Below are 25438 nucleotides of genomic sequence, written 5' to 3'. Positions count from 1 at the left end.
GGCACCGGGGCCCGCCGCAGGGAAAACTGTGTCGATGGAGCGCACAGTGGACGGGCGGCCCGAATCGGAGGCGGAGCGGCTGGAACGGCTGGCCGGGACCGGCCGGTACCTGCGGCTGCTCCTGCTCGCGGGCCTCGTCGGCATCCCGGTCTCGGTGGCGGCGTTCGCGTTCCTCGCCCTGCTGCACTGGATGACCGCGTTCGTGTGGGAGGACCTGCCCGCGGATCTAGGCCACGACCTGCCGCCGTGGTGGTGGCCGGTCCCGTGGCTGCTGGTCGGCGGGTTCGCCGTCGGCGCGGCGGTCAAGTGGCTGCCGGGCGGGGGCGGGCACGTCCCGATCGAGGGGCTCTCGGCGGCGCCGGTGCGGCCCTCCCACCTGCCCGGGGTGCTGCTCGCGGCGCTCGGCGGGCTCCCGCTGGGCGTGGTGCTCGGCCCCGAGGCGCCGCTCATGGCCGTGGGCGGGGCGGTCGCCCTGCTGGTGGTCCGGCGGTGGGGCCCCGAGGCCGGGACACCCGAGTCGGCGGTGCTCGGCACCTCCGGCGCGGCCGCGGCGGTCGCCGTCATCTTCGGCAGCCCCCTGGTGGCGGCCGTGTTCATCATGGAGGCGGTCGGGTTCGCCGGGCCGAAGCTGACGCGGGTGATCCTGCCGTGCCTCCTGTCGGCGGGCGTCGGCGCGCTCGTGTTCACCGGGCTCGGGGACTGGACCGGCCTGCCGGTGTCCTCGCTGGCCCTGCCGGGCCTGGGCGCGGCGTCCCTGCACGCCGCCGACCTGCTGTGGACGGTCCCCGCGGCCGCGGCGATCGCGGTCGGCGTCAAGTGGATCCACAGTCTCGGGCGCCGGCTGGCCCCGGCCGCACAGCGCCGGCCCATGACGCTGGCGCTGGCCGCGGCCGCCGTCACGGCGGTCTGCGCCGGGGCGTACGCGCTCCTGACCGGCCGGTCCCCCGTCGAGGTCCTGCTCTCGGGCCAGGACTCCCTCGGGGAGCTCAGCCGCGACCCGGCGTCGCTCACCGCGTGGGCGCTCATCGCGATGATCGCGTGCAAGGGGATCGCGTACGCGGTGTCGCTGGCGTCGCTGCGCGGCGGCCCGATCTTCCCCGGCCTGTTCCTCGGCGCCGCCGCGGGCGTCCTCTTCAGCGCCCTCCCCGGGTACGGGGCGGTGCCCGCGCTCGCGGCCGGGATGGCCGCGGCGACCGCGGCGGTCCTGCCGCTGCCGGTCTCGGCCGCGGTGCTGGTGACGCTGCTGCTGGGCGCCGACGCCGCCGAGATGGCCCCGGTCGTGCTCATCGCGGTCGTGGTCGCGTTCGTGACCGAGCGGTTCCTCGACCGGCCGCGGGCGCGCGCCGCGGCGGCCGCGCCGTGAGCCGGCCCCGGGTGCCCGCCCCGCTGCGGTACGCGGTCGCGTGCGCGGCGCTGGCGGTCGCGTACGCCGTCGCGCCGGTCAAGGCCGACGCCGACCCCGCCGCGCTCGCGTTCCGGTGGACGCTCACCGCCGCGATGCTCGTCGTCCTCGCGCTCGCGATCCGCTGGCAGGCCGTCCGGCAGCTGCGCGACCCGCGCGCGCCCCTCGGCGGCCTGGTCGTGGGGGTCCTCGCCGGGGTGCTGGTGTTCGCGCTCATCGACTTCGCCGTGGCGGTGCACCGGCCCGGGGAGTTCACGGGGATCGCGACCCGCGTCGACGCCCTCTATTTCGCGATCAGCACGCTGCTGACCGTGGGCTTCGGCGACGTCCACGCCTCGGGGCAGATCGCGCGGGGCCTGCTGTGCGCCCAGATGGCGTTCAACATCATCGCGATCGCCGGATCGGCCTCGCTCGTGGCCCGCAAGCTGACGCTGCGCGCCCGCCAGCCGTCCCGGCGCCGCCGCGACCACGACGGGACTCAGCCGAGCCGGTAGCCCACGCCCGGCGTCGTCGCGATCACCGGCGGGCCGCCGAGCTTGCGGCGCAGCCGCCCCACGGTGACGGCGACGGTGTTCGTGAACGGGTCCGCGTGCTCGTCCCACACCTGCTCCAGGAGCCGCTCGGCCGACAGGAACCCCGGGTGCGCGCGCAGCAGCGCCTCCAGGACCGCGAACTCCTTCACCGACAGCGGCAGGACCCGGCCGTCGCGGACCGCGGTGCGGCGCACCGGGTCCAGTTCGATCCCGGCCGCGCGGAGCGTGCGCGGGCGCGCGTCGGGGCGGCGGCGCGCCAGCGCCTGGACGCGCAGGACGAGCTCGGGGAAGTGGAAGGGCTTGGCGAGGTAGTCGTCGGCGCCGAGGGACAGGCCGCCGACGCGGTCGTCGGGGCCGCCGGCGGCGGTGAGCATGAGGATCATGGGCCGGTCCTCGCGGTCGGCGACGAGGCGGCAGACCGCGTCGCCGTGGAGGCCGGGGAGGTCGCGGTCGAGGACGAGCACGTCGTAGGCGGTGTGGCCGAGCTTCTCGGCGGCGGTGAGGCCGTCGAAGGCGAGGTCGACGGCCATGCCGTTGTCGCGCAGGCCTTCGGCGACGACGTCGGCGAGCGCGCGGGCGTCCTCCACGACGAGGATCCTCATCGCGGCGCCGTCTCGGAGCGCCGGGCCTCCGGGAGCGCCACGGTGGCGGCGAGGCCGCCTTCGGGGGGCGCGGTGAGCACGAGGGCGCCGCCGTGGGCGGTGGTGATCGCGTCGACGATGGCGAGGCCGAGGCCGGAGCCGCGGTCGGAGCCGGTGCGGTCGGCGCCGTGGCGGTGGAAGGGGCGCACCAGGTCGGCGACGAGGTCGCGGTCGAGCACGGGCCCGGAGCCGTGCACGGTGAGGCGGACGAGGCCGTCTGCGGCGGTGAGGGCGACGGCGACGGCGCCGCCGGGTTCGTTGTGGACGACGGCGTTGTCGACGAGGTTGCCGACGAGGCGGGTGAGGAGCGCGGGGTCGCCGGTGACGGGCGAGGGGGGCAGGTCCGCGGTGACGGCGAGGCCGAGGGCGGCGATCTCGTCGGCGCGGGCGTCGATCGCGGCGGCGGCGAGGTCGGCGAGGTCGCAGGTGTCGGCGCCGAAGGCGCCGTGCTGGGCGCGGGCGAGGGCGAGGAGGCCGTCGAGGAGGCGGTCGACCTGGTCGAGCTGGGGGCGGAGGCGGTCGGCGAGGGCGGTGACGGGGGCGGGCGCGGCGGGTTTGGCGGCGGCGACGTCAACGGCGGCGCGCATGGTGGCGAGCGGGGTGCGCAGTTCGTGGGAGGCGTCGGCGGCGAAGCGGCGCTGGGCGTTGAAGGCCGCTTCGAGGCGTTCGAGGAGGTCGTCGACGGTGTCGGCGAGGTCGGTGACCTCGTCGCGGGGGCCGGTCAGGGCGAGGCGGCGGTCGAGGCGCTCGGCGGTGATCTCGCGGGTGACGGCGGTGATGCGGCGCAGGGGTCCCAGGACCCGTTTGGCGAGGACGCGGCCGACGAGGAGGGACACGAGGATCATGAGGGCGAGCGCGCATACGCAGGCGATGAGGATCTGCCGGGAGTGGCGGGCGTCGGCGTCGGCGAGCTGGCGCTGGAGCGCGGCGATCTGCGCGGCGGGCGAGGCGCCGCCTTCGCCGGCGGGGGCGGTGTCGGCGCGGTCGCCGCCGGCGATGAGGAGCACGAGCGCGAGGAGCGCCGCGCCGCAGAGGAGGAACGCGGCGCCGTACAGGACGGTGAACCGCGTCTCCGTTCGGACCCTTGGCATGCCACCAGCATGCCCGGGCGGGCCTAACAGCGGCATAACGGTTCCGATGCGGCCGGTGTCATGCCCGGGTGCGTAGAAACGGCGGCATGAGAACGCAAGTGAGAGCGGCGTGCGCGGCCTTGGGCCGCTGCGCCGTCGCAGTGTCGAGGCCCTCGGCGTGGGCGGCGCTCCGCCGTCCCGCCCGGCTCGTCGCGCTGGCATCGGTCGGCGCCGTCCTGATCGCCTTCGGGCTCCTGACCGCCGCGGCGACGCCGTCGTGCGGCGGGGCGTGCCCGGCGCCGCCGGTGTCGCCGGAGGGCGAGGTGGTCGCCGACCGGTTCTGGTTCGTGCACCGCGACCTGGGTCCGGAGGGGTCGATCACGGTGCGGCTGGCCGACATGACCGGGACGATCACCTATCCCCCGCCGGACCACGACGAGATCGTGGCCGGTCTGGTGCCGTGGGCGAAGGCCGGGATCATCGTCAAGGACGGGCTCGACCAGGGCTCGGACTACGCGGCGCTGGTGCTCACCGGGGAGCACGGGGTGCGGATGCAGTACGGGTACACCGGGGACGTCGCCGGGAGCGCGACGGCGCCGGGGACGCCGGTGTGGCTGCGGCTCACCAGGTCCGGTGACACGATCACCGGGTTCGAGTCGGCCGACGGGCAGGCGTGGGACGAGGTCGGGACGGCCGTCGTGGCGGGCCTGCCGGAGACGGTGCAGGTCGGGATGCTCGCGACCTCGCCCGGCGACCTGACGGTGCGCGAGACCGCGCTGGGCGCGGGGACCCCGGAGGTGCGGTTCACACAGGCCGTCGGCGTGTTCGACCACATCGGAGTGGAGGGGGCCGGTGCGGGCGCGTGGGCGAGCGACCCGGTCGGCGACATGAACCGCACCGACTGGGAGCGGCTGCACCGCGCCTCCGGCGGTGTGGAGGCAGACGGCGTGTGGACCGTCAGCGGCATCGGCGACATCGGGCCGGCCACGGAGGACCCGTTCGGCGGCGTCGGCGGGCTCCTGCTGGGGCTGCCGTTCGCGCTGGCCGCGGCGGTGGTGCTCGCGGCCCGGTTCGGAGCTTCGGCGCGGGTGCCGGGGCGGGAGTTCGCGGTGCGCGCGGCCGCGCTCGGCACGGCCGTGTTCGCGGTCGGCGCGGTCGCGGTCGGGGTCCTGGTGGTGGCGGGCCCGGCGGTCATGCGCGCCGGCGGGGTCCCGGTGGCGCCGGTCGGTGCGGGGACCGTCGTGCGGCTGGCGGCCGGGGTCCCGGCGGTGCTGGCGCTGAGCGCGGTGCTGGCGTTCGCGATCGGGGCGCGGCTGCGGCGCCGGTGGGCGGCACCGCTGGCGGCGCTGCTGCTGATCGCGGTGCCGTACGCGGTCGGGACGCTCCCGATCCTCCCCGACGCGGTCTCGGAGTGGCTGCTGCGGGTCACGCCCGCGGCGGCGTTCGCGGTGCGGCAGACGGTGGCCGAGCACCCGCAGGTGCTCGGCCACTACGTCCCGTCGGGCGGTTACTTCCCGCTGCCGTGGTGGGCGGGGGTCCTGGTCCTGCTGGCGTACACGGCGGTCGCGATCGCGGCGGCGGTCAGGCCGGCGGCGGCGAAGGCCGGGCCGGCGGGGCCGGCCGCCGCGTAGCCGAGCCCGGCGAGGACCGGGCCGAGCATCGCGCCGACGTTCAATGCGGCCGTCGCGTAGGAGCCGCCCATGGTGGGCGCGTCCTGCGCGGCGGCCATGATGCGTCCGATGAGCGTGCTGCCCGCGGCGAACGCGAGCGCGCCGAGGACGGGCGCGAGCGGGAGCAGCGCGGCGGGGGCGAGCGCGAGGGCGAGCCAGCCGGCGAGGAGGAGCGGGCCGCTCCAGGCGAGGAGCGCCCGCCAGTGCCGGTCGGCGAGGCGCCCGGCCCCGGCGACGCCGAGGAACGCGCCGATGCCGAACAGCGCCAGCACGAGCGGGGCCCGGCCTGCGGCGAGCGCGCCGAGGTAGGTGTACGCGCCGAAGGTCGCGCCGTTGACGAGGACGCCGAGCACCAGCACCTGGATCGTGCTGCGGCGCTTGAGGACGGCGAGTTCGGCGCGCAGGTGCGGCGGGGCCGCGGCGGCGCTCCGGTTCGGGACGGCCAGGACCGCGGCGAGCGCGGGCGCGGCAAGGGCGGCGACCGCCCACAGGGTCGCGCGCCAGCCGAGGGCCTCGCCCAGGAGCGCCCCGGCGGGGACTCCGGCGACGAGCGCGAGCGTGGTGCCGCCCAGCAGGACTGCGAGGGCCCGGGCGCGGGCGGTCTCGGGGACGAGGAGCGCGACCGTGGCGAGCGCGACCGCGAGGAAGCCGGCGTTGGCGAGCGCGGCGACCGCGCGGGTCGCGAGGAGGACGGCGAAGTCGTCGGTGAGGGCCCCGGCGGCGTGCGCGGCGATGAACAGCGCCAGGAACGCGGCGAGGGCGGTGCGCGGGGGCCAGCGGCGGCCGGCGGCCGCCATCAGGGGCGCGCCGGCCACCATCCCGGCGGCGAACGCCGAGGTGAGGAGGCCGGCGCGGGCGACGGTGACGCCGAGGTCGGCGGCGAGGTCGGGCAGGAGGCCGGCGAGCATGAACTCCGAGGAGCCCTGCGCGAACACGGCGACGGCGAGCAGGTACAGGACGAGCGGCATTGCGGTGTCTCCGAAGCGTCGAGAGCGGACGGCGGGTCGCCGCCGGGCCCCGGACGCGCGGAGGGAGGCCCCGCGTCTGGCGGGGCCGAAGGTCTCAGACGGGCGTCGCGGGCCGCCGGCGGTGCGGCGGCCCGGGTCTGGACGCTTCGGGTGAGGACATGGCGCCGAAGCTACCAGGGCGGCGGGCGGGCCGGCGACCCGTTTTCGCGGCGGGCCGGCCGCGGCCTTCGCCTCGGCCTGCTGGAGGCACTGAGAGGCAGCGCGCCGAGCGAGTCGGCCCGGCCGCGGCCTCCGTCTCGGCCTTCTGGACGGCGCTGCAAGGCGGCACGCCGAGCGAGTGGCCGGCGGTCGTCGCGGCGCCGGCCCCGGTCGTCGCCTCCCTCGCGGGAGTGCTGCGGCGCCGTCCCCCGAACGGGGACCGTCCCTCAGCAGACCCGGAGGCCCGGCGGGCCCGCGGCGGCGCGCCGCCGCGGGCCCGCCGTGCTCAGGCGTCGAGGAGGGCCGCGTACAGGGTGAGCCCGGGGCCGAAGGCGAGCATGACGACCGGGCCGCCGGGCGGCCCGGCTCGGAGGATCTCGTCGAGGACGAGCAGCACCGTCGCGGAGGAGCAGTTGCCGTGCTCGGCGAGGACGCGGCGGGACGGGTCGAGGGCCGCGGGCGCGAGGTCGAGGCCCGCGGCGACGGCGTCGAGGACGCGGGGCCCGCCGGGGTGGACGGCCCACGCGGCGACCTCGGACCGGTCGAGGCCGTGCCGGGCGAGGAGGTCCTTCACGAGGGGGCCGACGTGCTCGCCGAGCGCCTCGGGGACCTCCGGGGACAGTCCCATGCGGAACCCGAGGTCGGTGACGCGCCAGGTCATGTGGCCGCGGCGGGCGGTGTCGGTGCGGGCGGCGACGTCGACGACGCGCAGGCCGGGGCCCTCGTCGCCGGGACGCAGGACGATCGCGGCGGCGGCGTCGCTGAACAGGGCGTGGACGACGGCCTGGTCGATGTCGCGGGTGCCGGGCTGCACGTGGAGCGAGGTGAGCTCGACGCACACGAGCGCCGCGGGCCGGCCGTGCGCGGCGACGTAGTCGGCGACCGCGCCGAGCGCCGGGATCGCGGCGTGGCATCCCATGTGGCCCACCAGGAGGCGGCGCGCGTCGGCGCGCAGCGGCAGCGACCCGGCGAGTTCGATATCGGTGCCGGGCGTGCCGTACCCGGTGCAGGTGGCGACGGCGAGGAGCCCGATCTCGTCGGGGTCGGTCCCGGCGGCGGCGAGGGCCCGCCGGACGGCGCGCAGGCCGAGGACCGGGGCGCGCTCGGCGTACCGGCGCATCCGCTCCTCGGTGGACCACCCGGCGGCGACGGCGAGCTCGTACGGCGGGGTCGAGGAGTGGCGGCGGGCGACGCCCGCGGTGTCGAACATGCGCGCGGCGACGCGGCTGCCGCCGAAGTGGCCGTCGAAGACCTCGTCCCACAGCCGCCGCTGCTCGAACTGCGGCGGGAGGGCGGCGCCGAGCCCGGCGACGCGGGCGCTCACCACCGCGGGACCGCCGTGTCGCGGTCCGGGTCGCCGCCGAGCGCGGCGGCGCCGAGCCAGTCGGCGCACACGTCGGAGGTGGCCGGCTGGAGGGCGCCGCAGCGGGCGTCCCGGTAGAGCCGTTCCAGCGGGTGGCCGCGCCGCGACGCCGAGGTTCCGGCCGCCTCGAGGAGCGAGGACGCGACCTGGAACGCGGTGTCGCCGGCGATGAGCTTGGCGCGCCACACCCACCGGTTGGTGCCGTCCTCCCCCGGGGCGGCGTCGATGCGCCGGGCCGCCTCGGCCACCGCGTGCTCGGCGGCGGCGACGGCGTCGCCGGCGCGCATGATGCGGGCGCGCACGCGTGCGAGGCTGTCGAGGCCGCGGCCGCGGACGCGCGCGGCGGCCGCGTCGTCGGCGGCGTGCGCGAGCCCGGTGTACACGGCGGCGTACGAGGCGACGAGCCACTGCGGCATGGCCTCGGCGAGCAGCAGGGCGAGCCCTTCGACGCCGCCGAGGAGCGCGTCGGGGCCGACTTCGACGTCGAAGTGGACGTCGTGGCTCCCGGTGGCGCGCATGCCGAGCGAGTCCCAGGTCTCCTCGACGCGGATGCCCGGCCCGGCGGGGACGAGGAAGTGCGAGACGAGCGGCTCGGCCGCGTCGGCGTCGCGGGCGGTCACCAGGTACGCGTCGACGTGCCCGGAGCCGGACACGAACGCCTTCGCGCCGGTGATCCGGTACCCGTCCCCGCTGCGGCGGTACGTGGTCGCGGTCTTCGACAGCCGCGAGCCGCCGCCGCGCTCGCTCATCGCGACCCCGTACAGCGCGCCCCCGGCGGCCGCTTCGAGGGCCTTGTCGCGGGCGGCGAAGAAGTCCTCGGGCGCGCCGAGCGCGCGCACCAGGTGCTCGGGGGTCTGCGCGAGCGCGCCGGTCACCGAGGCGTGCATGTTGAAGATCAGCGCCGTCGAGCCCGCGCCCCGCGCCAGGGCCGCCGCGACCGCCGCGTACTCGGCGAACGACGCGCCGAACCCGCCCAGGCGGACCGGGACCATGAGCCCGGTGAGCCCGGCCTCGCGCAGCTCGGCGAAGTCGGCCTCGGGGAAGCGGCCCCGCTCGTCGTGGGCCGCGGCGCGGTCGGCGAATCGCGGCGCCAGTTCGCGCGCCAGCGCGAGCGCCTCGCCGCCCCTGGACTCGGTCGGTGCTGGCATGTGCGGACGCTCCTCCGGTAGGCGGGTCCGCCCGGTTCCCTTGCGGGGGCCTAGCCGGCGGGCACCCCAGTATGGAGGAGCAGGACGACGTCGACAAGGGCCACGAGGAGCACCGCGTGGAACGCCGCGCGCGATCCGGGCCGGCGGCCGAGGACGAGCCCGGCGGCGAGGACGGCGGCGGCGACCGGGACCGCGGCCAGGACCAGCGGCGAGGGCGGGCCGGGCGGGCCGAACGCCAGCAGCGCCGACGCGGTGAGCACCAGACCCGCGGCGAGGAGCCGGGTCGCGCCGGCGCCCAGTCGGTGCGGGAGGCCGCGCACGCCGGTGGCGGCGTCGTCGGCGAGGTCGGGCAGGACGTTCACGAAGTGCGCGCCGGAGCCGAGGGCGGCCGCGGCGGCGGTGAGCCACAGCGGCGGCCACGGCGAGCCGGGTTCGCCGAGGGACACGATCGCGGGGAGGAGGCCGAAGGAGACCGCGAAGGGCGCCACGGAGAACGGCGTGGACTTGACGCCGAGGTCGTACGCCCAGGCGGAGACGAGGGCGGCGAGGTGCGCGAGCGTGGCGGGGACGCCCGAGACGAGGGTGAGGAGGACGGCGGCGGGCGCGGCGAGGGCGACGGCGGCGCTGGCGATCGCGGGGTGGAGGTCGCCGGAGGCGAGGGGCTTGCCGGCGCGGCCGGCCTCGGCGTCGCGGGGCGCGTCGACGAGGTCGTTGAGCCAGCCGACCGACAGCTGGCCCAGCAGGACCGCGACGGCGATCGCGGCGATCCCGGGGACGGAGCGGCCGGTGGAGGCGGCGAGCCCGGCGGTGACGAGGGTGACCGCGAGCGCCGGAAGGGGATGGGACGCTTGGACGAGCGCTTTGAACATCGCCGCGGCCGTTGTCATGCGGATCAGTGTGCCACCCTGACCGTATGCGACGCCAGACCCGAGCGGCCCGCGGCGGGGCCGCCGACGCCCTCGCCCCCAACGATCCCGCGCTGTACGACCGCCTCGCCGGGGAGTGGTGGCGGCCGCGGGGCGTGTTCGCGGTGCTGCACTGGCTGGCGGCCGCGCGCGGCGGCCTGGTGCCGCCCGCGGACCGTCCGAGCGCGGTCCTGGTGGACCTGGGGTGCGGGGCGGGGCTGCTGGCGCCGCACCTGGAGGGCAAGGGGTACACGCACATCGGGGTGGACCTGTCGCGGGAGTCGCTGCGGCTGGCCGCGTCCCGCGGGGTGCTGGCGGTGCGCGGCGACGTGTGCGCGGTGCCGCTGCCGGACGGGTGCGCCGACGTGGTGGCGGCCGGGGAGATCTTCGAGCACGTCCCGGATCTGGGCCGGGCGGTGGCCGAGGCGTGCCGCCTGCTGCGACCGGGCGGGTTGCTGGTGGTCGACACGCTCGCGGCGACGGCGCTGTGCCGGTTCCTGGCGGTCACGGTGGCGGAGCGGATCCCGCGGATCGCGGTGCGGGGCGTGCACGATCCGCGGCTGCTGGTGGACCGGGAGCGGCTGGTGGAGGAGTGCGCGCGGCACGGGGTCGCGCTGGGTCTGCGGGGCGTCCGGCCGTCCCTGGTGGACGCGGCCTTGTGGGGGCTGGGGCGGCGGGCCTCGGTGCGGATGGTGCCGGTGCCGACGACGGCGGTCTTGTTCCAGGCGTGGGGCCGCCGGGGCCCGCTCGCGTGAGCGGACCCCGGCGCGGCCGGCGAGGCTTAGTGGGCGGTCTTGTGGCGGCTCGAGGCGATGGCCTCGGCGACGCCGATGAGCAGCACCGACGCGATGACCGCGACGATGAAGCCGAGGATGTTCAGCTCCCAGATGTCGCCGGTCCCGAGCAGGTTCGCGATCACGCCGCCGATCACCGAGCCGGCGAGTCCGAGCAGGAGCGTCGCGAGGATGCCGAGCGACTGCTTGCCGGGCTTGATCAGGCGCGCGAGCGCGCCGATGACGAGGCCGGCGATGATGAAACCGATCATTGGAACCTCCTGTGTGTGTCGTTCCGAGGTGGTCTCCAGGTACCCGCCTAGGCGGATTCCACACCGGCGGAGCGGTGTGATCGTCCCGGTTCGAGCGCACGGCGCTGGTCGCGGCGGCGCTTCACGGCGCGGATGAGCGCGCGCGACAGCGCCAGCCCGGCGGCGAACGCGATCTTCTTCAGGATCCAGGTCATGCCGTTTCCTCCTCTCCGTGCACCGGGGTACCCGGGTGCACGGAGAGGATGCGTCGGTGCGACGGCGTCCTAATTCAGGGTGAACGAGACGAACCGGGGCTTGTAGATGCTCGGGTCCGTGTAGTGGGACCCTTCCGCGGTCATGCGGCTGTCGAAGGTGTTGACGTTGTACGACATGACGAACCGGTTGCCGGAGCTGATCGTCGGGTGGAGGTGCGCGTTGTACGCGAAGATCCGCTCGTCGTGGTACGGCTCGCCGAACATGCCGGTCTCGGGCATGGTGTAGACCAGGCTCTGGTTGGTGAAGGGCCCGGCGGGCGAGCAGGAGGTGTAGGCGAACACCTGGTTGTTGAAGGCCAGGGTCGAGTCCTGGGTGACCAGGACGTACTGGCCGTTCCACGCGGTCACCGAGTACTCGTTGGCGATGCCGTTGAGGCCGATGCCGGTGTCGGACTCGTACGCGGTCCACCCGTCGGCGGTCCAGTACTGCCATTTCGCGGTCGCGCTCAGGTCGGAGCCGTGGACGCGGGCGATGCGCTGCTTCTTGTTCGTGGGCGCGTCGGCGATCCCGTAGATGTAGGTGTAGCCGTCGCCCGACTGGCTCGCGGGCAGCAGGGCCGAGCCCCAGGCGCCGGCCTGGGAGGGCAGGGCCTCGACGCTGATCGGGTCCTTCAGGTTGGAGAGCGAGAACGTGGCGACGACGTTCCGGTCGAAGCGCCAGTCCCAGTCGCCGGTGCCGAACCGCAGGTACTCCTGGAAGACCACCTGGAGGTAGTCGGTGCCGTTCTGGCGGGAGATCATCCCGTCGCCGAGCCAGTACCAGTGGCCGGCCTCCGGTGGCGGCATGATCGCCTCGGGGTTCGCGGCGGTGCCGCCCTGGATGGTGGAGAGGCCGCTCCCGTCCTGTCTGACGAAGGTGGAGTTGACGAGCGGCGCGGTGACGGGCCGGGTGCCGTCGCTGTTGAGCGGCCCGAGGAACGTGTCGGAGAACAGCCACAGCAGGTCGCCGTCGGGCAGGCGCACCGAGTAGGTGGAGTCGCCGCCGGTCCAGCCGTTCGGGGTGGTCGCGGCGTAGTCGAGGAACTGCTGCTCGGGTGCGACGCCGTCGTCCTGGAGGTTGGAGACGGTGAGGTCGGAGAGGCTGCACGACGGGTCGTCGAGCGGCACGAGGGCGCGGACGCGGAACCGGTACTCGCGGCCGTCGCCGTCGGCCTCGACGGCGTTCGTCTGGAGGTCGGTGCGGGTGGCGACGAGGGTGACGACCATCGGGTACGCGAAGTCGGCCACGGTGATGACGTTGCCGACGGGGTAGACCGCGCGTGCGGCGGTGGGGTACTCCGAGAGGCTGCCGGGGCTGCCCTGCGGGGACCACACCATTGCGACGTACTGGAGGTCGTCGCGGCCCTCGGTGGAGATGGTGAGCGTCGACCGGTGCCCGTTGCCGGGGTCGCCGGAGTCCTGGACGGCCGCGAAGTCGAAGTAGGCGGAGCCGCCGGGTTCCATGTCGGCGGTGTAGGTCTCCTGCGTGCCCATGGGGACGGCGCGGGTGAGGCGGTAGGGGCGGTACTCGCCGAGGAGGTGGTCGTCGGTGCGGGAGTCGCCCATGAGGAAGTCGCGCCAGAGGTCGCGCTCGGGGTCGTGGTAGCCGTACCCTGCCATGGGGTTCGGCGGGGCGCCGCCCTGCTCGGCCGCGAGGCGGTAGTTGGCCACGGCGTAGCCGAGCAGTGTGGAGGGGATGTCGAGGCCGTACCCGGTGAGCACGGCCTTGATCGCGGTGATCGGGGTCGAGTCGTGGTCGCGGATGTGCTCCCAGGTCTTGCGGACGGCCGAGACGCTCCCGGTCGCCTCGTTCAGGTAGAACGCGAGCGTGAAGGTGCTGTACTGGCGCGAGCTGCCGAGTGCCTCGGCGGCGTTGATGGCGCGCCCGGGGTCGCCGAGGTGCTCGGGGATCGCGTGGGCGTACATCATCGCGGCGGTGGGGTTGCGCGGGTCGTACGGCTGGAGCCGGTAGGACATGAGGGTCGCCCATTCGGCGGTCGACTCCATCCACCAGTTCATGGTCTTGAAGTCGCTGGCGCCCATCCAGTCGCGCAGGTACGCCCAGCCGATGTCCCCGGTGTCGTCCCAGTACTGGTACTGGACGATGTGGAAGAACTCGTGGCGGGGCAGGTAGTCGTAGTTGTCGCTGTCGTGCAGGCCGGGGTCGGAGGGGAGGACGATCATCGGCTGGCCGTTCGCGCCGAACGGGAGCGTGAACGCGCCGCCGTTGAACCAGCCCTCCTGGGTGTCGTTGAGCCCCACGACGACCGCCCACGGGCCGGAGCCGGGGTCGACCTCGTAGCCCATCTCGCGGTAGGCCGCCTGGGCTTCGTCGACGGCGTTGATCATGTCGACGACCGCGGTGGGGCGGCCGTTGGGGCCCGCGGCGGCGGGGACGCCGCGGGTGTCGCCCGGGGCGTCCTTGACGTCGTAGAGGAACACGAAGTCGCCCGCGAACGCCTGGCACTCGTAGTCGTGGAAGTTGTAGTCGTAGGAGGAGGCGCAGTCGTCGTACGCGGCGGTGGCGGCGTCCTCCATGGCGAAGGGTTCGGCGTCGAGCGAGGCGGCGGTGATCTCCTGGCGCACGGCGCTGCTCTCGGCGGCCCGCGCCGAGGGTGCTTCGTAGGGGCCGAACTCGGCGTCGCCGGCGTCGGTGAAGGCGTCGAAGTCGGCCTGGTCGAAGGGCTGGGGTTCGGCGACGCCCTGCTGCTGGAGCTCCTCGGCCCCGGCCTGCGAGGTGGTGTCGGCGGCCGAATCCGGTGGGGCGGCCTGGGTGGGCTGGATGACCAGCAGGCTGACGAATACCGCTGCCGCGCAAGCGATCGGAAGTCTTCTCAAGACCGTTCTCCGTCCGATGGTATCGATACCAATGAGTATGGCAGCGATCGCCGCATTCGGATAGACCTCAATGGAGGGCAATTCCGAACGGGCCGTTCGGACTCCGGGCCCGGGCCCGCCGGGGCCGCGGTCTAGGGTGGCGGCGAGCGGGAGGAGGCGCGGATGCGGGCGCTGCACAGGGACACCGGGATCGTGCTCGGGCACCTCGACGAGACCAGGTTCTTCACCGTCGTCGTCTACTCGCGCGAGACCCGCCGGTTCCGGCTCACGCCGGTCCCCTGCCGGCGGCCCGCCGAGGGCGCGGCGGACATCGAGATCCGCTGCGGGGCCTGCGGTCAGGAGCTGCTGCTGCGGGCTCGCAGCGCGGCGTCGACCGCGCGCGTGCGCCGGCGCCTGCTCGTCGTCGCGCTCGCGGGCCTGGCGGTCGCCGCGGCGGCGGTCGTCGCCGGCTCCCTCGTCCACCTGCCGCTGGCCGACCCGCTCGGGAAGCTCGTGCTCGTCGTGTTCCTGCTCGCCCTGCCGGTCGCCGGGGCCGCCGGATGGCGGTGGTGGAAGGAGGACGGCCTGCGCCTGCACGCGGCCACCGGCGGGGCCGACCGGGTCCACTGGCGCATGGACGCCCCGGTCCCGGTCCGGGCGGCGCCGTGACTCAGCGCGGGTCCCACACGCCGCGGGCGGTGCCCGCACGCACGTGCGCCTCGTAGACGGCGACCTTGTTATGGACCACCTCGAGGCACTCCCGGAGGTCCGCGATCTTGGCGAGGACGTCGGCCTCGTGCCGCTGGAGGAGCTTCAGGCGCTCGGCCTCGTTCCCGGGCCCGGCGGCGACGAGGGCGGCGAACTCGCGGATGCCCGCGATCGGCATCCCGGAGTCGCGCAGGCGGTTCATGAGGGTCAGCCACTCGACGTCGGACCGCTCGAAGACCCGCCGTCCGCCGCCGGACCGCGGGATGTCGCGCAGGAACAGGCCCTCGCGCTCGAAGAACCGGAGCGCGTGCACGCTCAGGCCGGTCGCCTCGGCGACCTCGCCGATCGAGAGCCCCTGCTCGTCCATGGGGGCCATCCTAGCCTGACCTCGGGTTCCGCTCGTGTTTAGCGATCAACCGGCGTCCACCTGTCGAAACGGTTTGTCGATCGGCCCGATCGGATGCAAGCTGGTGCGGTGCCCGGGCCCGACCGGGCGCCTCTCCGCCCGCCGTTCGATTGGACCGACGTGACCGAATCCTCCCTGCGCGAGCACCGAATCCCCGCCGACCCGGTGCTGGCGCGCTGGCGCAACGCCGTGTTCACGATCTTCGCCCTGTCGGGGTTCGTGTTCGCCAACTGGGCGGCGCGGGTGCCGAACATCCGCGACATCCTCGGGGCGTCGACGCAGGAGATGGGGGTCCTCATCCTCGGCATGGCCGGCGGCGCGATCCTCGGGCTCGTGGCCTCCAGCCACGTCATCACGCATCTCGGGGTCAACCGGGCGATCCGCCTGTTCCTGGCGACCGCGGCCGTCGGGCTCATCGGCGCCGGGCTCATCGCCGGGTTCGTCCCGCACTTCTGGCTCCTGTTCGCCGCGCTCATGGTCGCGGGCGGGGGCAACGCGATCCTCGACGTGGCGATGAACGTCGCGGGCGCGGCCAACGAGCGGCGCATCGGCCGGACCCTGATGCCGATGTTCCACGCCGGGTTCAGCGTCGGCACCATGCTCGGCGCCGGGACCGGCGCGCTCACCGAGCAGCTGGGCGTCCCGGTCGAGTGGCACCTCGCGGTGGTGGGCGCGGCCGTGATCGCGATCGACCTGTGGGTGGTCCGGCACCTCCAGCCGGCCGAGGAGCCGCACGAGGCCGAGCCGGGCGAGTCCGCCGGATGGCGGGGCCGCCTGTCGGCGTGGCGCGACCCGCGCATCATCCTCATCGGACTCATCATCCTCGGCATGGCGTTCACCGAGGGCAGCGCGAACGACTGGCTCGGCCTGGCGATGGTCGACGGCTACGGCCTCACCAACCCGGGCGGGGCCGCGGTGTTCGCCGTGTTCGTCACCGCGATGACGGCCGGACGGCTGTTCGGCGGGGCCGCGCTCGACCGCTTCGGCCGCGTCCCGGTCCTGGCCGGGTCGGCGGTCCTTGCGTTCGCCGGGCTCCTGCTCGTCATCATCGGCCCGACCTCGCCGGTCGCGATCGCCGGATCGGTCCTGTGGGGCGTCGGCGCCTCGCTCGGGTTCCCGGTCGGCATGTCGGCCGCCGCCGACGACCCGCGCAAGGCCACCGCGAACGTCGCCGCCGTCGCCACCATCGGGTACATGGCGTTCCTCGTCGGCCCGCCGCTCATCGGCGTCCTCGGCGAGGAGGTCGGCCTGCGCAAGGCGTTCCTGGTGGTCCTGGTGCTGGTCGCGGTCGCCGCGATCTGCGCCCCCGCGGCCCGCAGGCCGAAGGGCCTGCCCGAGGCGTGAGGGGAGCGGCGCCTGCCGGCGCCGCTCCCCCGCTCACTCGCTGTGCAGCGCTTCGGCGATGGTGAGCCGGGCCGCGCGCCGCGCCGGGAGGTAGGCGCCGGCCACGGCGATCGCCAGGCCCGCGAGGGCCAGCAGCGCGAGCTGCGGCGCGCTCCAGGTCCGCAGCAGCGAATCGGGCATGTCGACCTGCGAGGCCGCGGCCGCCAGCCGCATGACCTGCCGGTGGGCGGCCACGCCGAGGCCGATGCCGGCCAGGCCGCCGAGGACGCCCAGGCCCGCCATGGAGGTCACCATCATCGCCACCACCTGCCGCGGGGTCATGCCGATCGACTTGAGCATGGCGAGGTCGCGGCGGCGCTCGCGCGCGTCGAGGGCGACGGTGTTGAACACCCCGAGCGCCGCGACGGTCCCCAGCATGAGCGCGAACAGGGTCGCGAGGCCGACCACGGCGATCCCGGTCGCGTCGGACTGGCGCGTGGACCGGCCGACGAGCCCCGCGTCCTCGACGGCGGCCAGGAACGCGGCCGGGTCGGTCCCCGCGTCGAGGGCGACCTCGTAGGTGATCGGCTGCCCCAGCGCCTCGACGTCCGCGACCAGTCCGGTGAGGACGTCCCAGCCGGTGTAGACGGTGCCGGTGCCGCTGCCCATGACGACGCCGACGATCGCGACGGTGGCGGTGCCGCCGTCGAGTTCGAGCGTCATCTCGTCCCCCGGCCCCAGGCCGCTCTGGTGCGCGGCCTTCGAGGAGAGGACCGCCTCGCCGGGGCCTTCGAGCCAGCGTCCGTCGACCAGCTGCTCGGCGAAGCCCATGTCCGAGGCGTCGCCGCGGATGGACCACAGCGTCGGCGTCTTCGCGAACCCGAACGCCGACACCGGCATCCGCAGGTTCGCGGTCACGTTCGCGGTACCGGCCATCCCGGCGAGCAGGTCCTGCGTCGCCTGGTCGCCCAGGGCGGCGGCGTCGTCGCCGCCGGGCCCGCCGGGGCCGCCGAGGACTTCGACGGGGGCGGCCTCGTGCCGCTGGATCATCGCGTCGACCCCGGTCGCGAACGCGGCCAGGCCCGCGGTGAAGGTCGCGGTGGTGACCCCGAGGACGACGGCCGCGGCCGTCAGCGCGGTGCGGCCGGGCCGCGCGAACGGCAGGCCCAGTCCCAGGCTCACCGAGCGCGGCAGCGGCGTGCCGCTGAGGCGACGGTGGACGCGCAGGCCGCGGCCGCTGCGGGGCGCCGATCCCGCGCTGATGGCCGCGGCGGCCGAGAGCCGGTGGGCGCGCAGCGCGGGGCCGAGCGCGGCCAGGACCACCAGCAGCGGCATGCCCAGGAGCGCGGCGGCGTCGGCCCAGGGGCTGACGGCCGGCGTGCCGAGGCCCGCGTCGCGGAACGTCTCGGCCATGACCCCGGCCGCGAGGAGGTGGCCCAGGGCCGTGCCGAGGACGGCGCCGGCGGCGGCCGGGAGCGACACCATCGCGAGGTAGACGGCGACGACCTGGCGGGGGGTGAAGCCGAGGGCCTTGAGGATGCCGATGTGGCGCAGGCCGGAGACGACGGCGCCGCCGACCACGTTGGCGACGATGAGGACGGACACGGCCAGGCCGAGGATGCCGAACACGGTGAGCAGCACCAGGAAGATGCCGAGCTCTGCGGAGACGTCCTCCTTGAGGGCGAGGTAGGACTGCGCGCCGGTGAGGGCGCCGTCGGGGACGGCGGCGGTGATCGCGGCCAGCGCCGCGTCGATGTCGGCGTCGGCGGCGTGCGCGTCGAGGCGGTAGAGCATCTGGGTCGCGGTGGGCCCCATGGCGTCCATCTGGGCTTCGGTGACCCAGGCGTCGGCGCTGCGGCCGAAGCTGGAGGCGAAGCCGACCACGGTGAGGGCGGTACCGTCCGACGTGGTCAGTTCGGTGCCGATCGGGAACGGGGATGTCGAGGAGCCTTGGTCGGTGAAGGCGCCGCTCAGCACGATCTCGCCTTCGGCTGCAGCCCAGCGGCCTTCGATGAGGTCGAGGCGGTCGACCGGGCCGGCGGGGTCGTCGCGCCCGGCGACGGCGACCGGGAGCTGGAACACCTCGTCCCCCGGCAGCTCCAGGACGGTGGCGAGCTGCCCGAAGGGCCCGGCCGCGGCGGCGACCCCGTCGAGGCCGGCGGTCGCGCCGACCGCGGCGTCCGTCGCGAGCGCGGCGTCGAACTCCGCGGTGAGGTGCGCGCCGCGCTGCTCGGCGAAGACCCGGTCGAACGGCTCAGAGGAGGCCGCGAGGAGCGCCAGCGCGGCCACGACGGTGGCGCTGGAGAACAGGACCACCAGGGCGATGGCGGCGGTCTGGAAGCGGCGGCGGCGCACGGCGGCGCGCACGGTGGTCCACACGGCGCTCACAACGCGCGCTCCAGGGCCCGCTCGCCGACGATGCGGCCGTCGGCGAACTCCACGACGCGGCTCGCGCAGCGGAGGGCGAGGTTCGGGTCGTGGGTGACGATGAGGAGGGTCTGCCCGATCTGGTTGAGGTCGATGAGGAGGTCCATGACCTGTTCGCCCGCATGGCTGTCGAGCGCGCCGGTGGGCTCGTCGGCGAGGAGGAGGGCGGGGCGGTTGACGAGGGCGCGGGCGACGGCGGCGCGCTGGCGCTCGCCGCCGGAGAGCGTGGCGGGGTAGAGGTCGCGGCGGTCGGCGATGCCGAGCTCGTCGAGCAGTTCGAGGGCCCGCTGGCGGGCCTGCGCGGCGCGGACGCCGGCGAGCTGTGCGGCGAGGGCGACGTTGTCGAGGACGGTGAGGTCGTCGAGGAGGTTGAAGAACTGGAAGATCACGCTGACGGCGCGGCGGCGGAACAGGGAGCGGCCGGTCTCGTCGAGGCCGCCGATCTCCTTGCCGTCCACGGTGACCGTGCCGGAGTCGGGGCGGTCGAGGCCGGCGATCATGTTGAGCATCGTGGACTTGCCGGAGCCGGAGGGGCCCATGACGGCCACGGCCTCGCCGCGGCGGACGGTGAGGGAGACGTCGTCGAGCGCCGCGGTGTCGCCGTACTCCTTGCGGAGCCGGTCGAGGGCGACCAGGACGGGGGGTTCGGTTGCGTTCATGCCGCCAACGTACGGCCGCCCGCGCGGCGCCCGCATCGGTCCGGGGAGGCAGGTTCGGGGGCGGGTCATCCTCCGGATGTACGGGGGTGGACCCGGCGACCGATGCCGGTGCGGGCCGGGCCTGCGAGACTGGACCCGTGTGGACTCTCGCATTCGGGCTCGCGCTGGCGGCCGCGGCCGGCCTCGGCGCGGCGCTGCTGCGTTCCCATCGGGCGCACCGGAAGGCGCTGGCGGAGCAGCGGTGGCTGCTGGAGCGGGAGCGGGCGCACGCGACGGCGGCCGCGGTGCGGGCCGAGCGGGAGCGGATCGCGCGGGAGCTGCACGACGTCGTGAGCCACACCGTGAGCCTGATGGTGGTGCAGGCCGCGGCGGCGCGGGAGGTGCTCGACGCGATGCCGGAGGCGGCCGCGGCGGCGATGGCCGCGGTGGAGGACGCGGGGCGCTCGGCGCTGACGGAGCTGCGGCACCTCCTCGGGGTGCTCGCGCCGGCGCAGGACGGCGAGGACGACGGGCCGGGCCTGGGGCCGCAGCCGGGGATGGACCGGCTCGGATCGCTGGTGGACCGGTTCGCGTTCGCGGGGCTGCCGGTGGAGGTGCGGATCTCGGGGGCGCCGCGGGAGCTGCCGCCGGGGATCGACGTGACGGCGTACCGGATCGTGCAGGAGGCGCTCACCAACGCGCTCAAGCACGCCGGGGGCGCGCAGGCGCAGGTGACGGTGCGCTACAGCGAGCGCTCGCTGCGGGTGGAGGTCCTGAACGGCGGGCCGAGCGTGCTCACCGGGGACCGGCCGCCGAGCGGGCGCGGCGGGACGGGCCGGGGCCTGGCGGGGCTGCGCGAGCGGGTCGGCGTGTACGGCGGGGACCTGGACGCGCGCCGGCGGCTCGGCGGCGGGTTCCGGGTGCGGGCGCGGCTGCCGCTGGGGCGGCCGTGAGCGGCGGGCCGCGGGTGCTGGTCGTCGACGACCAGGCGCTGGTGCGCGCGGGGTTCCGGATGATCTTGAACGCCAGGGGCATCGAGGTCGTGGGCGAGGCGGCGGACGGGGTGGAGGCGGTCGCGGCGGTGCGGCGGCTGGTGCCGGACGTGGTGCTCCTGGACATCAGGATGCCCGAGATGGACGGGCTGGAGGCGGCGCGGCGGATCCTGGCGCTGGCGCCCTCGTGCCGGGTCATCATGCTGACCACGTTCGACCTCGACCGGTACGTGTACGCGGCGCTCGCGGCGGGGGCGAGCGGGTTCCTGCTCAAGGACGTGACGGCCGAGCACCTGGCCGCGGCGGTGCGGTTGGTGGGCACCGGGGACGCGCTGCTGGCGCCGTCGATCACGCGGCGCCTGGTGGAGCGGTTCGCGGCCGAGCGGGGCGGGAGCGCGGCGCCCGGGAGCCTGCAGGGGCTGACGCCGCGGGAGCTGGAGGTGCTGGCGCTCATGGGCCGCGGCCTGTCGAACGCCGAACTGGCGGCGCGGTTGACGTTGAGCGAGGCCACGGTGAAGACCCATGTGGCGCGGATCTTCGCGAAGCTCGGCCTGCGCGACCGGGCCCAGGCGGTGGTGGTGGCCTACGAGACGGGTCTGGTGACGCCCGGCGGCGGGGTCGGCGGGGACTGAGCGCTCTGGGCCGCTCGCGGGCCGCGCCGGGCGCTGATCGACCGCGGTCCGGGCGGACCGGTCAGCCCTTGAGCCAGGAGGACCAGACCGGAACGGCGTCGAGCATCGCCGTCAGGGCGGTGATCGAGCCGCGGACGTCGCGGGCGAAGCCCGCCTGGAGCTCGGGGCTGCCGCCGCGGTGGCCGCAGGCCATCCAGAGCTGCCATGCGGCCGTGGCCAGGCGCCCGGCGAGGATGCCGGTGAAGGCCCCTTCGCCGGTGTCGCCGATCGTGCTGCCCGCGTCGGCGTACCCGGCGACGCACGCCTCGACGCTGGCGCGGTCGGGCTCCATGACGCCGAGGCCCGGGGCGCCCATCTCGATCGCGATCGACACCAGCTCCCACCACGGGACGGCGGGGCCGCCGGAGTCGAAGTCGATGAGCTTGGGGCCCTGCGGGGTCACCATGATGTTCAGGTGGCTGAAGTCGCCGTGGACGATCAGCCGCTCCGGCATCGCGGCGACGGCGGGTTCGCCCGCGGCGGCGATGCGCACCGCGATGTCCTTGAGCGCGCGGCGCCCGGCGGGGTCGAGGACCCCGAGGTCCTCCGCCTGGTCGAGCCACTCGTCCCACTCGGCCTCGGGGTGGAAGCGGAAGGCGTAGTCGCCGGTCGGGTCCGGGTCGGGCGCGACCGCGAGCCGTTCGAGTGCCGCGAAGGCCGCGCCGGCCCAGGCGGCGAGGTGCGGGGGCACCGGTGCGGGGGCCGGGGCGCCGTCGAGGAACCGCGCGGCCCTCGCGTACGAGCCGTCGCCGACCGGGGCCCACATGCCGGCCGCGGCCGACGCGGGGCGCAGCGGCTCGGCCGTGCCGACCCCGGCCTCCCAGGCCGCGGCCTCCAGGCGGCCGGTCTGGGCGACGTCGGCGAGCCAGTAGTCGCCGTGCGGGACGAGGCTCTTGACGACCCAGGTCCCGCTCGCGGTGTCGACCCGCCACACCGGGGAGCGCTCCTCGGCTTTGAGGACGACCGCGGGTCCGCGGAGGGCGCCGAGGCCGAGTGCGGCCGCTGCCGCTGCTGGTTCCATGCGGTGCATTCAACCGGCAACCGCTCTCGGACGCAATCGGTTTACCGCCGGGGCGGTGTCGGGGAGTTTCCGGAGCCGGCCTCGGAAGACCGGTCGCGCCCCGGCGGCGCCTCGCGGAGGCGGTGGTGCGGACGACGGACGAGCGCCCGACTTGTCCGGTACCGACCTCGCCGCGTGCTCCGCGACCCGGCTCGTCGCACTGCGGCACCTTCTCGGCGACCGATCCCGGCCCCTCATTTAGACTCTGTCTAAACTACGAGTAAGTTGTTGTTGAGACCTGGTACGGGGCCGCCCTGGCAGGGGTTCGGGGCGCCCGGTGAATGAGGAGGACATCCATGTCTGAGGACCACGACGCGATCATCCACGACGCGGACGCGGGAGCCGAGTCGAAGTGCCCTGTCGCGCACGGGCGCGCGCCCGTCCCGGCGCAGGGCGGCGGCAACCGGGGCTGGTGGCCGGACCGGCTCAACCTGCGGCTGCTGGCGAAGAACCCGGCCGAGACGAACCCGCTCGGCGAGGACTTCGACTACGGGAAGGCGTTCCTGTCGCTCGACCTCGCGGCGGTCAAGGCCGACATCGCGCAGGTTCTGACGACCTCGCAGGACTGGTGGCCGGCCGACTTCGGGCACTACGGCCCGCTCATCATCCGCATGGCGTGGCACTCCGCGGGCACGTACCGCATCAGCGACGGCCGCGGCGGCGCCGGGGCCGGCCAGCAGCGCTTCGCGCCCCTGAACTCCTGGCCCGACAACGGCAACCTGGACAAGGCGCGCCGCCTGCTGTGGCCGGTGAAGCAGAAGTACGGCCAGAGCCTGTCCTGGGCCGACCTCATGATCCTGTCCGGGAACGTGGCGCTGGAGTCCATGGGCTTCCCGACGTTCGGGTTCGCCGGCGGCCGCGCCGACGTGTGGGAGCCGGACGAGGACGTGTACTGGGGCCCGGAGACCACCTGGCTCGGCGACGCCCGCTACTCGGGCGAGCGCGACCTGGAGAACCCGCTCGCCGCGGTGCAGATGGGCCTGATCTACGTCAACCCCGAGGGCCCCAACGGGAACCCGGACCCGATCGCGGCGGCCCGCGACATCCGCGAGACGTTCGCGCGCATGGCGATGGACGACGAGGAGACCGTCGCGCTCATCGCCGGCGGCCACACCTTCGGCAAGACCCACGGCGCGGGCCCGGCCGACCACGTCGGCGCCGAGCCCGAGGGCGCGGCGATCGAGGAGCTGGGCTTCGGCTGGAAGTCGACCTTCGGCACCGGCAAGGGCGGCGACGCCATCACCTCGGGCCTCGAGGGCATCTGGACGAACACGCCGACCCAGTGGGACAACAGCTTCTTCGAGATCCTGTTCGGCTACGAGTGGGAGCTGTTCGACTCGCCCGCGGGCGCGCACCAGTGGCGTCCCAAGGACGGCGCCGGTGACGGGACCGTCCCCGACGCGCACGACCCGTCGAAGCGGCACGCGCCGACGATGCTGACCACGGACCTGTCGCTGCGCTTCGACCCGGTGTACGAGCCGATCTCGCGCCGCTTCGCGGAGGACCCGCAGGCGTTCGCCGACGCGTTCGCCCGCGCCTGGTTCAAGCTCACCCACCGCGACATGGGCCCGAAGGTCCGCTACCTCGGCGCCGAGGTCCCCTCCGAGGACCTGATCTGGCAGGACCCGCTCCCCGCGGCCGACTACGACCAGGTCACGGCCGCCGACGTGGCCGACCTCGAGGCCCGCATCCTCGACTCCGGCCTCTCGGTGGCGCAGCTCGTGTCGACCGCGTGGGCCGCGTCGTCCTCGTTCCGCGGCTCCGACAAGCGCGGCGGCGCCAACGGCGCCCGCATCCGCCTCCAGCCGCAGCGCGGCTGGACGGTGAACGAGCCCGACAAGCTCGGGATCGTCCTCGGGAAGCTCGAGGAGGTCAAGGACGCGTTCAACGCCGCGCAGACCGGCGGCGTGCGCGTCTCGCTGGCCGACGTCATCGTCCTCGGCGGCGCGGTCGCGGTCAAGAAGGCCGCGAAGGACGCCGGGTTCGACGTCGAGGTGCCGTTCTCCCCCGGCCGCGTGGACGCGACCGAGGAGCAGACCGACGCGGACTCGTTCGCGCCGCTGGAGCCGACCGCCGACGGGTTCCGCAACTACCTCGGGAAGGGCCACCGCATCCCCGCGGAGTTCCTGCTCGTGGACAAGGCGAACCTGCTCACGCTGACCGCGCCGGAGATGACCGTCCTCCTGGGCGGCCTGCGCGTGCTGGGCGCGAACTTCGAGGACGCGCAGCACGGCGTGTTCACCGACCGCCCCGGGACGCTGACGAACGACTTCTTCCGGAACCTCCTGGCTCCGGGCGTCACCTGGAAGGCCGGCGACGACGGGGTCTACACGGCCCACGACGACGCCACCGGCGACGTGAAGTGGACCGGCACCCGCGTGGACCTGCTGTTCGGCTCGAACTCCGAGCTGCGGGCCCTCGCCGAGGTCTACGGCAGCGACGACGCCGCCGAGAAGTTCGCGAAGGACTTCGCGGCCGTGTGGGTCAAGGTCGCGAACCTCGACCGGTTCGACCTGCGCTAGCACCGTGACGGAAGCCGCCGGACCTGCGGGTCCGGCGGCTTTCGCGTCGCCTCACATGGATTCGCAGCGCTCGCGCAGGAGCGGGACGCCCTCGCCGTCGAGCTCGTCGCAGTAGGCCGCGCGGCCGGTCATCGCCATGATGAGGGCGAGGGCCGGGCCGGCCACGAGCGGGCCGGCGCCGGCCGCGAACGGCCCGTCGGTCGCCTCGAGCCGGAGCCCGGCGGCGCGCCGTCCCGAGGGCACGGCCATGTTGGTGCGCTGGAAGTACGCGGCCGCGGCGGTCGCGGCGGCGTCGGGCAGGTCGCGGCGCAGGCCGAGCGGGCGGCGGATGTCCTCGCCGTGGACGACGATCTCGCCGAGCATGGCCCGCAGCGGGATCGGCTTCGTGGTGCTGGTGACGACGCGTTCGAACCGCTCCAGGGTCTCGGCGCCCGAGCGGCCGAGCTGCCGCCGCAGCTGCACCTCGACCTGCGCGTCGAAGTCGAAGCGGCACTTGATCACCCCGAGCATCCAGCGGGGCCAGCTCAGGCTCGCGCCCGCGGTGAGGTGCGCGAGGACCTCGCGCACCGACAGGCCCGCGCACTGCGAGGGGGTGGTCCAGGCCGCGGCGTCGAGGCCCGCGAGGTCGTCGGCGAGCGCCCGGCGCTCGGCGAACATCGCGTTCCACAGTTCCGGCTTCGGCAGGGTCTCGGTCACCG

Annotated in this window: 22 protein-coding genes; 8 read left to right on the top strand and 14 right to left on the bottom strand. The window is 75.3% G+C overall.

What is annotated here, in order from left to right:
* The first annotated feature begins 34 nt into the window (after positions 1 to 34).
* Positions 35 to 1363, top strand: a complete 1329-nt coding sequence (locus ABD419_RS21065; protein ID WP_344490711.1) for a chloride channel protein — start codon at positions 35 to 37, stop codon at positions 1361 to 1363.
* The gene (locus tag ABD419_RS21060) at positions 1360 to 1896 is read left to right on the top strand and encodes a potassium channel family protein (protein WP_344490708.1); all 537 of its coding nucleotides are present in this window, start codon (positions 1360 to 1362) and stop codon (positions 1894 to 1896) included. The genes ABD419_RS21065 and ABD419_RS21060 overlap by 4 nt, the downstream gene beginning before the upstream one ends.
* Here the strand turns inward: ABD419_RS21060 and ABD419_RS21055 are convergent.
* From ABD419_RS21055 to ABD419_RS21030, 6 genes are all read right to left on the bottom strand, one after another.
* Complete coding sequence (locus tag ABD419_RS21055; protein WP_344490705.1) at positions 1881 to 2537, bottom strand: response regulator transcription factor; 657 nt, start codon at positions 2535 to 2537, stop codon at positions 1881 to 1883. The two genes, ABD419_RS21060 and ABD419_RS21055, sit on opposite strands and share 16 nt — an antisense overlap.
* Entirely contained in the window at positions 2534 to 3667 is a 1134-nt protein-coding gene (locus tag ABD419_RS21050; protein ID WP_344490702.1) for a sensor histidine kinase, read from the bottom strand. The genes ABD419_RS21055 and ABD419_RS21050 overlap by 4 nt, the downstream gene beginning before the upstream one ends.
* Positions 3668 to 5153: 1486 nt before the next feature.
* Positions 5154 to 6284 (bottom strand): Cmx/CmrA family chloramphenicol efflux MFS transporter, encoded by a 1131-nt coding sequence (locus ABD419_RS21045; protein WP_344490700.1) that lies wholly within the window; start codon positions 6282 to 6284, stop codon positions 5154 to 5156.
* A 484-nt stretch (positions 6285 to 6768) separates the two neighbouring features.
* Positions 6769 to 7806 (bottom strand): type III polyketide synthase, encoded by a 1038-nt coding sequence (locus tag ABD419_RS21040; protein ID WP_344490698.1) that lies wholly within the window; start codon positions 7804 to 7806, stop codon positions 6769 to 6771.
* Complete coding sequence (locus ABD419_RS21035; RefSeq protein ID WP_344490696.1) at positions 7803 to 8993, bottom strand: acyl-CoA dehydrogenase family protein; 1191 nt, start codon at positions 8991 to 8993, stop codon at positions 7803 to 7805. The genes ABD419_RS21040 and ABD419_RS21035 overlap by 4 nt, the downstream gene beginning before the upstream one ends.
* Positions 8994 to 9043: 50 nt before the next feature.
* Positions 9044 to 9880, bottom strand: a complete 837-nt coding sequence (locus ABD419_RS21030) for a UbiA family prenyltransferase (RefSeq protein WP_344490693.1) — start codon at positions 9878 to 9880, stop codon at positions 9044 to 9046.
* A 26-nt stretch (positions 9881 to 9906) separates the two neighbouring features.
* Here ABD419_RS21030 and ABD419_RS21025 point away from each other — a divergent pair, with 26 nt between their 5' ends.
* Positions 9907 to 10653, top strand: coding sequence for a methyltransferase domain-containing protein (locus ABD419_RS21025; RefSeq protein ID WP_344490690.1), 747 nt, complete (start codon positions 9907 to 9909; stop codon positions 10651 to 10653).
* 26 nt (positions 10654 to 10679) lie between these two features.
* Here ABD419_RS21025 and ABD419_RS21020 read toward each other — a convergent pair whose 3' ends face one another.
* From ABD419_RS21020 to ABD419_RS21010, 3 genes are all read right to left on the bottom strand, one after another.
* A complete protein-coding gene (locus ABD419_RS21020) occupies positions 10680 to 10943 on the bottom strand; it encodes a GlsB/YeaQ/YmgE family stress response membrane protein (RefSeq protein WP_344490687.1) in 264 nt (87 codons plus the stop codon).
* A gap of 47 nt (positions 10944 to 10990) precedes the next feature.
* On the bottom strand, positions 10991 to 11137 hold the full coding sequence (locus tag ABD419_RS21015) for a hypothetical protein (protein ID WP_344490684.1): 147 nt from the start codon (positions 11135 to 11137) through the stop codon (positions 10991 to 10993).
* A 69-nt stretch (positions 11138 to 11206) separates the two neighbouring features.
* Positions 11207 to 14014: a hypothetical protein gene (locus ABD419_RS21010; RefSeq protein ID WP_344490681.1), complete on the bottom strand. Its 2808-nt coding sequence runs from the start codon at positions 14012 to 14014 to the stop codon at positions 11207 to 11209.
* Positions 14015 to 14176: 162 nt separating this feature from the next.
* On the opposite strand from ABD419_RS21010, the gene ABD419_RS21005 reads away from it, so the two are divergent.
* Positions 14177 to 14662, top strand: coding sequence for a hypothetical protein (locus ABD419_RS21005; RefSeq protein WP_344490678.1), 486 nt, complete (start codon positions 14177 to 14179; stop codon positions 14660 to 14662).
* Position 14663: 1 nt separating this feature from the next.
* Here ABD419_RS21005 and ABD419_RS21000 read toward each other — a convergent pair whose 3' ends face one another.
* Positions 14664 to 15068, bottom strand: a complete 405-nt coding sequence (locus ABD419_RS21000; RefSeq protein WP_344490675.1) for a MerR family transcriptional regulator — start codon at positions 15066 to 15068, stop codon at positions 14664 to 14666.
* A 159-nt stretch (positions 15069 to 15227) separates the two neighbouring features.
* Between ABD419_RS21000 and ABD419_RS20995 the strand changes: the two genes are divergently transcribed.
* Entirely contained in the window at positions 15228 to 16451 is a 1224-nt protein-coding gene (locus tag ABD419_RS20995) for an MFS transporter (protein WP_344490672.1), read from the top strand.
* 33 nt (positions 16452 to 16484) lie between these two features.
* On the opposite strand, the gene ABD419_RS20990 is transcribed toward ABD419_RS20995, so the two are convergent.
* Together ABD419_RS20990 and ABD419_RS20985 are read right to left on the bottom strand one after the other, a co-directional pair.
* Positions 16485 to 18818: an ABC transporter permease gene (locus ABD419_RS20990; RefSeq protein WP_344490670.1), complete on the bottom strand. Its 2334-nt coding sequence runs from the start codon at positions 18816 to 18818 to the stop codon at positions 16485 to 16487.
* Positions 18815 to 19516 carry an ABC transporter ATP-binding protein gene (locus tag ABD419_RS20985; RefSeq protein WP_344490668.1) on the bottom strand — a complete coding sequence of 234 codons (702 nt, stop codon included), beginning with the start codon at positions 19514 to 19516 and terminating at the stop codon, positions 18815 to 18817. Before ABD419_RS20985 ends, ABD419_RS20990 begins: the two co-directional genes overlap by 4 nt.
* Positions 19517 to 19653: 137 nt before the next feature.
* On the opposite strand from ABD419_RS20985, the gene ABD419_RS20980 reads away from it, so the two are divergent.
* Together ABD419_RS20980 and ABD419_RS20975 are read left to right on the top strand one after the other, a co-directional pair.
* A complete protein-coding gene (locus tag ABD419_RS20980) occupies positions 19654 to 20448 on the top strand; it encodes a sensor histidine kinase (protein ID WP_425556149.1) in 795 nt (264 codons plus the stop codon).
* Positions 20449 to 20507: 59 nt separating this feature from the next.
* The gene (locus tag ABD419_RS20975) at positions 20508 to 21119 is read left to right on the top strand and encodes a response regulator (RefSeq protein WP_425556156.1); all 612 of its coding nucleotides are present in this window, start codon (positions 20508 to 20510) and stop codon (positions 21117 to 21119) included.
* A 61-nt stretch (positions 21120 to 21180) separates the two neighbouring features.
* Here ABD419_RS20975 and ABD419_RS20970 read toward each other — a convergent pair whose 3' ends face one another.
* The gene (locus ABD419_RS20970) at positions 21181 to 22179 is read right to left on the bottom strand and encodes a phosphotransferase (RefSeq protein ID WP_344490662.1); all 999 of its coding nucleotides are present in this window, start codon (positions 22177 to 22179) and stop codon (positions 21181 to 21183) included.
* 335 nt (positions 22180 to 22514) lie between these two features.
* Here ABD419_RS20970 and katG point away from each other — a divergent pair, with 335 nt between their 5' ends.
* Complete coding sequence (gene katG / locus ABD419_RS20965; RefSeq protein ID WP_344490659.1) at positions 22515 to 24740, top strand: catalase/peroxidase HPI; 2226 nt, start codon at positions 22515 to 22517, stop codon at positions 24738 to 24740.
* 51 nt (positions 24741 to 24791) lie between these two features.
* Here katG and ABD419_RS20960 read toward each other — a convergent pair whose 3' ends face one another.
* Positions 24792 to 25397, bottom strand: a complete 606-nt coding sequence (locus tag ABD419_RS20960; RefSeq protein WP_425556155.1) for a maleylpyruvate isomerase family mycothiol-dependent enzyme — start codon at positions 25395 to 25397, stop codon at positions 24792 to 24794.
* Between the last annotated feature and the right edge of the window lie 41 nt (positions 25398 to 25438).

The organism is Glycomyces endophyticus (assembly GCF_039531525.1).
In the GTDB taxonomy this organism is placed as follows: Bacteria; Actinomycetota; Actinomycetes; order Mycobacteriales; family Micromonosporaceae; genus Glycomyces; species Glycomyces endophyticus.
The sequence above is the reverse complement of the archived record's forward strand: the minus strand, read 5'-3'. Positions and strand labels throughout refer to the sequence as shown.

Excerpts from the sequence above, each read along its gene's own strand:
- ABD419_RS20985 (WP_344490668.1), bottom strand. The coding sequence starts at position 19,516 with ATGAACGCAACCGAACCCCCCGTCCTGGTCGCCCTCGACCGGCTCCGC.
- katG (WP_344490659.1), top strand. The coding sequence starts at position 22,515 with ATGTCTGAGGACCACGACGCGATCATCCACGACGCGGACGCGGGAGCC.
- ABD419_RS21030 (WP_344490693.1), bottom strand. The coding sequence starts at position 9,880 with ATGACAACGGCCGCGGCGATGTTCAAAGCGCTCGTCCAAGCGTCCCAT.
- ABD419_RS21005 (WP_344490678.1), top strand. The coding sequence starts at position 14,177 with ATGCGGGCGCTGCACAGGGACACCGGGATCGTGCTCGGGCACCTCGAC.
- ABD419_RS20975 (WP_425556156.1), top strand. The coding sequence starts at position 20,508 with ATGATCTTGAACGCCAGGGGCATCGAGGTCGTGGGCGAGGCGGCGGAC.
- ABD419_RS21065 (WP_344490711.1), top strand. The coding sequence starts at position 35 with ATGGAGCGCACAGTGGACGGGCGGCCCGAATCGGAGGCGGAGCGGCTG.
- ABD419_RS20970 (WP_344490662.1), bottom strand. The coding sequence starts at position 22,179 with ATGGAACCAGCAGCGGCAGCGGCCGCACTCGGCCTCGGCGCCCTCCGC.
- ABD419_RS21020 (WP_344490687.1), bottom strand. The coding sequence starts at position 10,943 with ATGATCGGTTTCATCATCGCCGGCCTCGTCATCGGCGCGCTCGCGCGC.
- ABD419_RS21000 (WP_344490675.1), bottom strand. The coding sequence starts at position 15,068 with ATGGACGAGCAGGGGCTCTCGATCGGCGAGGTCGCCGAGGCGACCGGC.
- ABD419_RS21025 (WP_344490690.1), top strand. The coding sequence starts at position 9,907 with ATGCGACGCCAGACCCGAGCGGCCCGCGGCGGGGCCGCCGACGCCCTC.
- ABD419_RS21045 (WP_344490700.1), bottom strand. The coding sequence starts at position 6,284 with ATGCCGCTCGTCCTGTACCTGCTCGCCGTCGCCGTGTTCGCGCAGGGC.
- ABD419_RS21050 (WP_344490702.1), bottom strand. The coding sequence starts at position 3,667 with ATGCCAAGGGTCCGAACGGAGACGCGGTTCACCGTCCTGTACGGCGCC.
- ABD419_RS21035 (WP_344490696.1), bottom strand. The coding sequence starts at position 8,993 with ATGCCAGCACCGACCGAGTCCAGGGGCGGCGAGGCGCTCGCGCTGGCG.
- ABD419_RS21015 (WP_344490684.1), bottom strand. The coding sequence starts at position 11,137 with ATGACCTGGATCCTGAAGAAGATCGCGTTCGCCGCCGGGCTGGCGCTG.
- ABD419_RS21055 (WP_344490705.1), bottom strand. The coding sequence starts at position 2,537 with ATGAGGATCCTCGTCGTGGAGGACGCCCGCGCGCTCGCCGACGTCGTC.
- ABD419_RS20960 (WP_425556155.1), bottom strand. The coding sequence starts at position 25,397 with ATGTTCGCCGAGCGCCGGGCGCTCGCCGACGACCTCGCGGGCCTCGAC.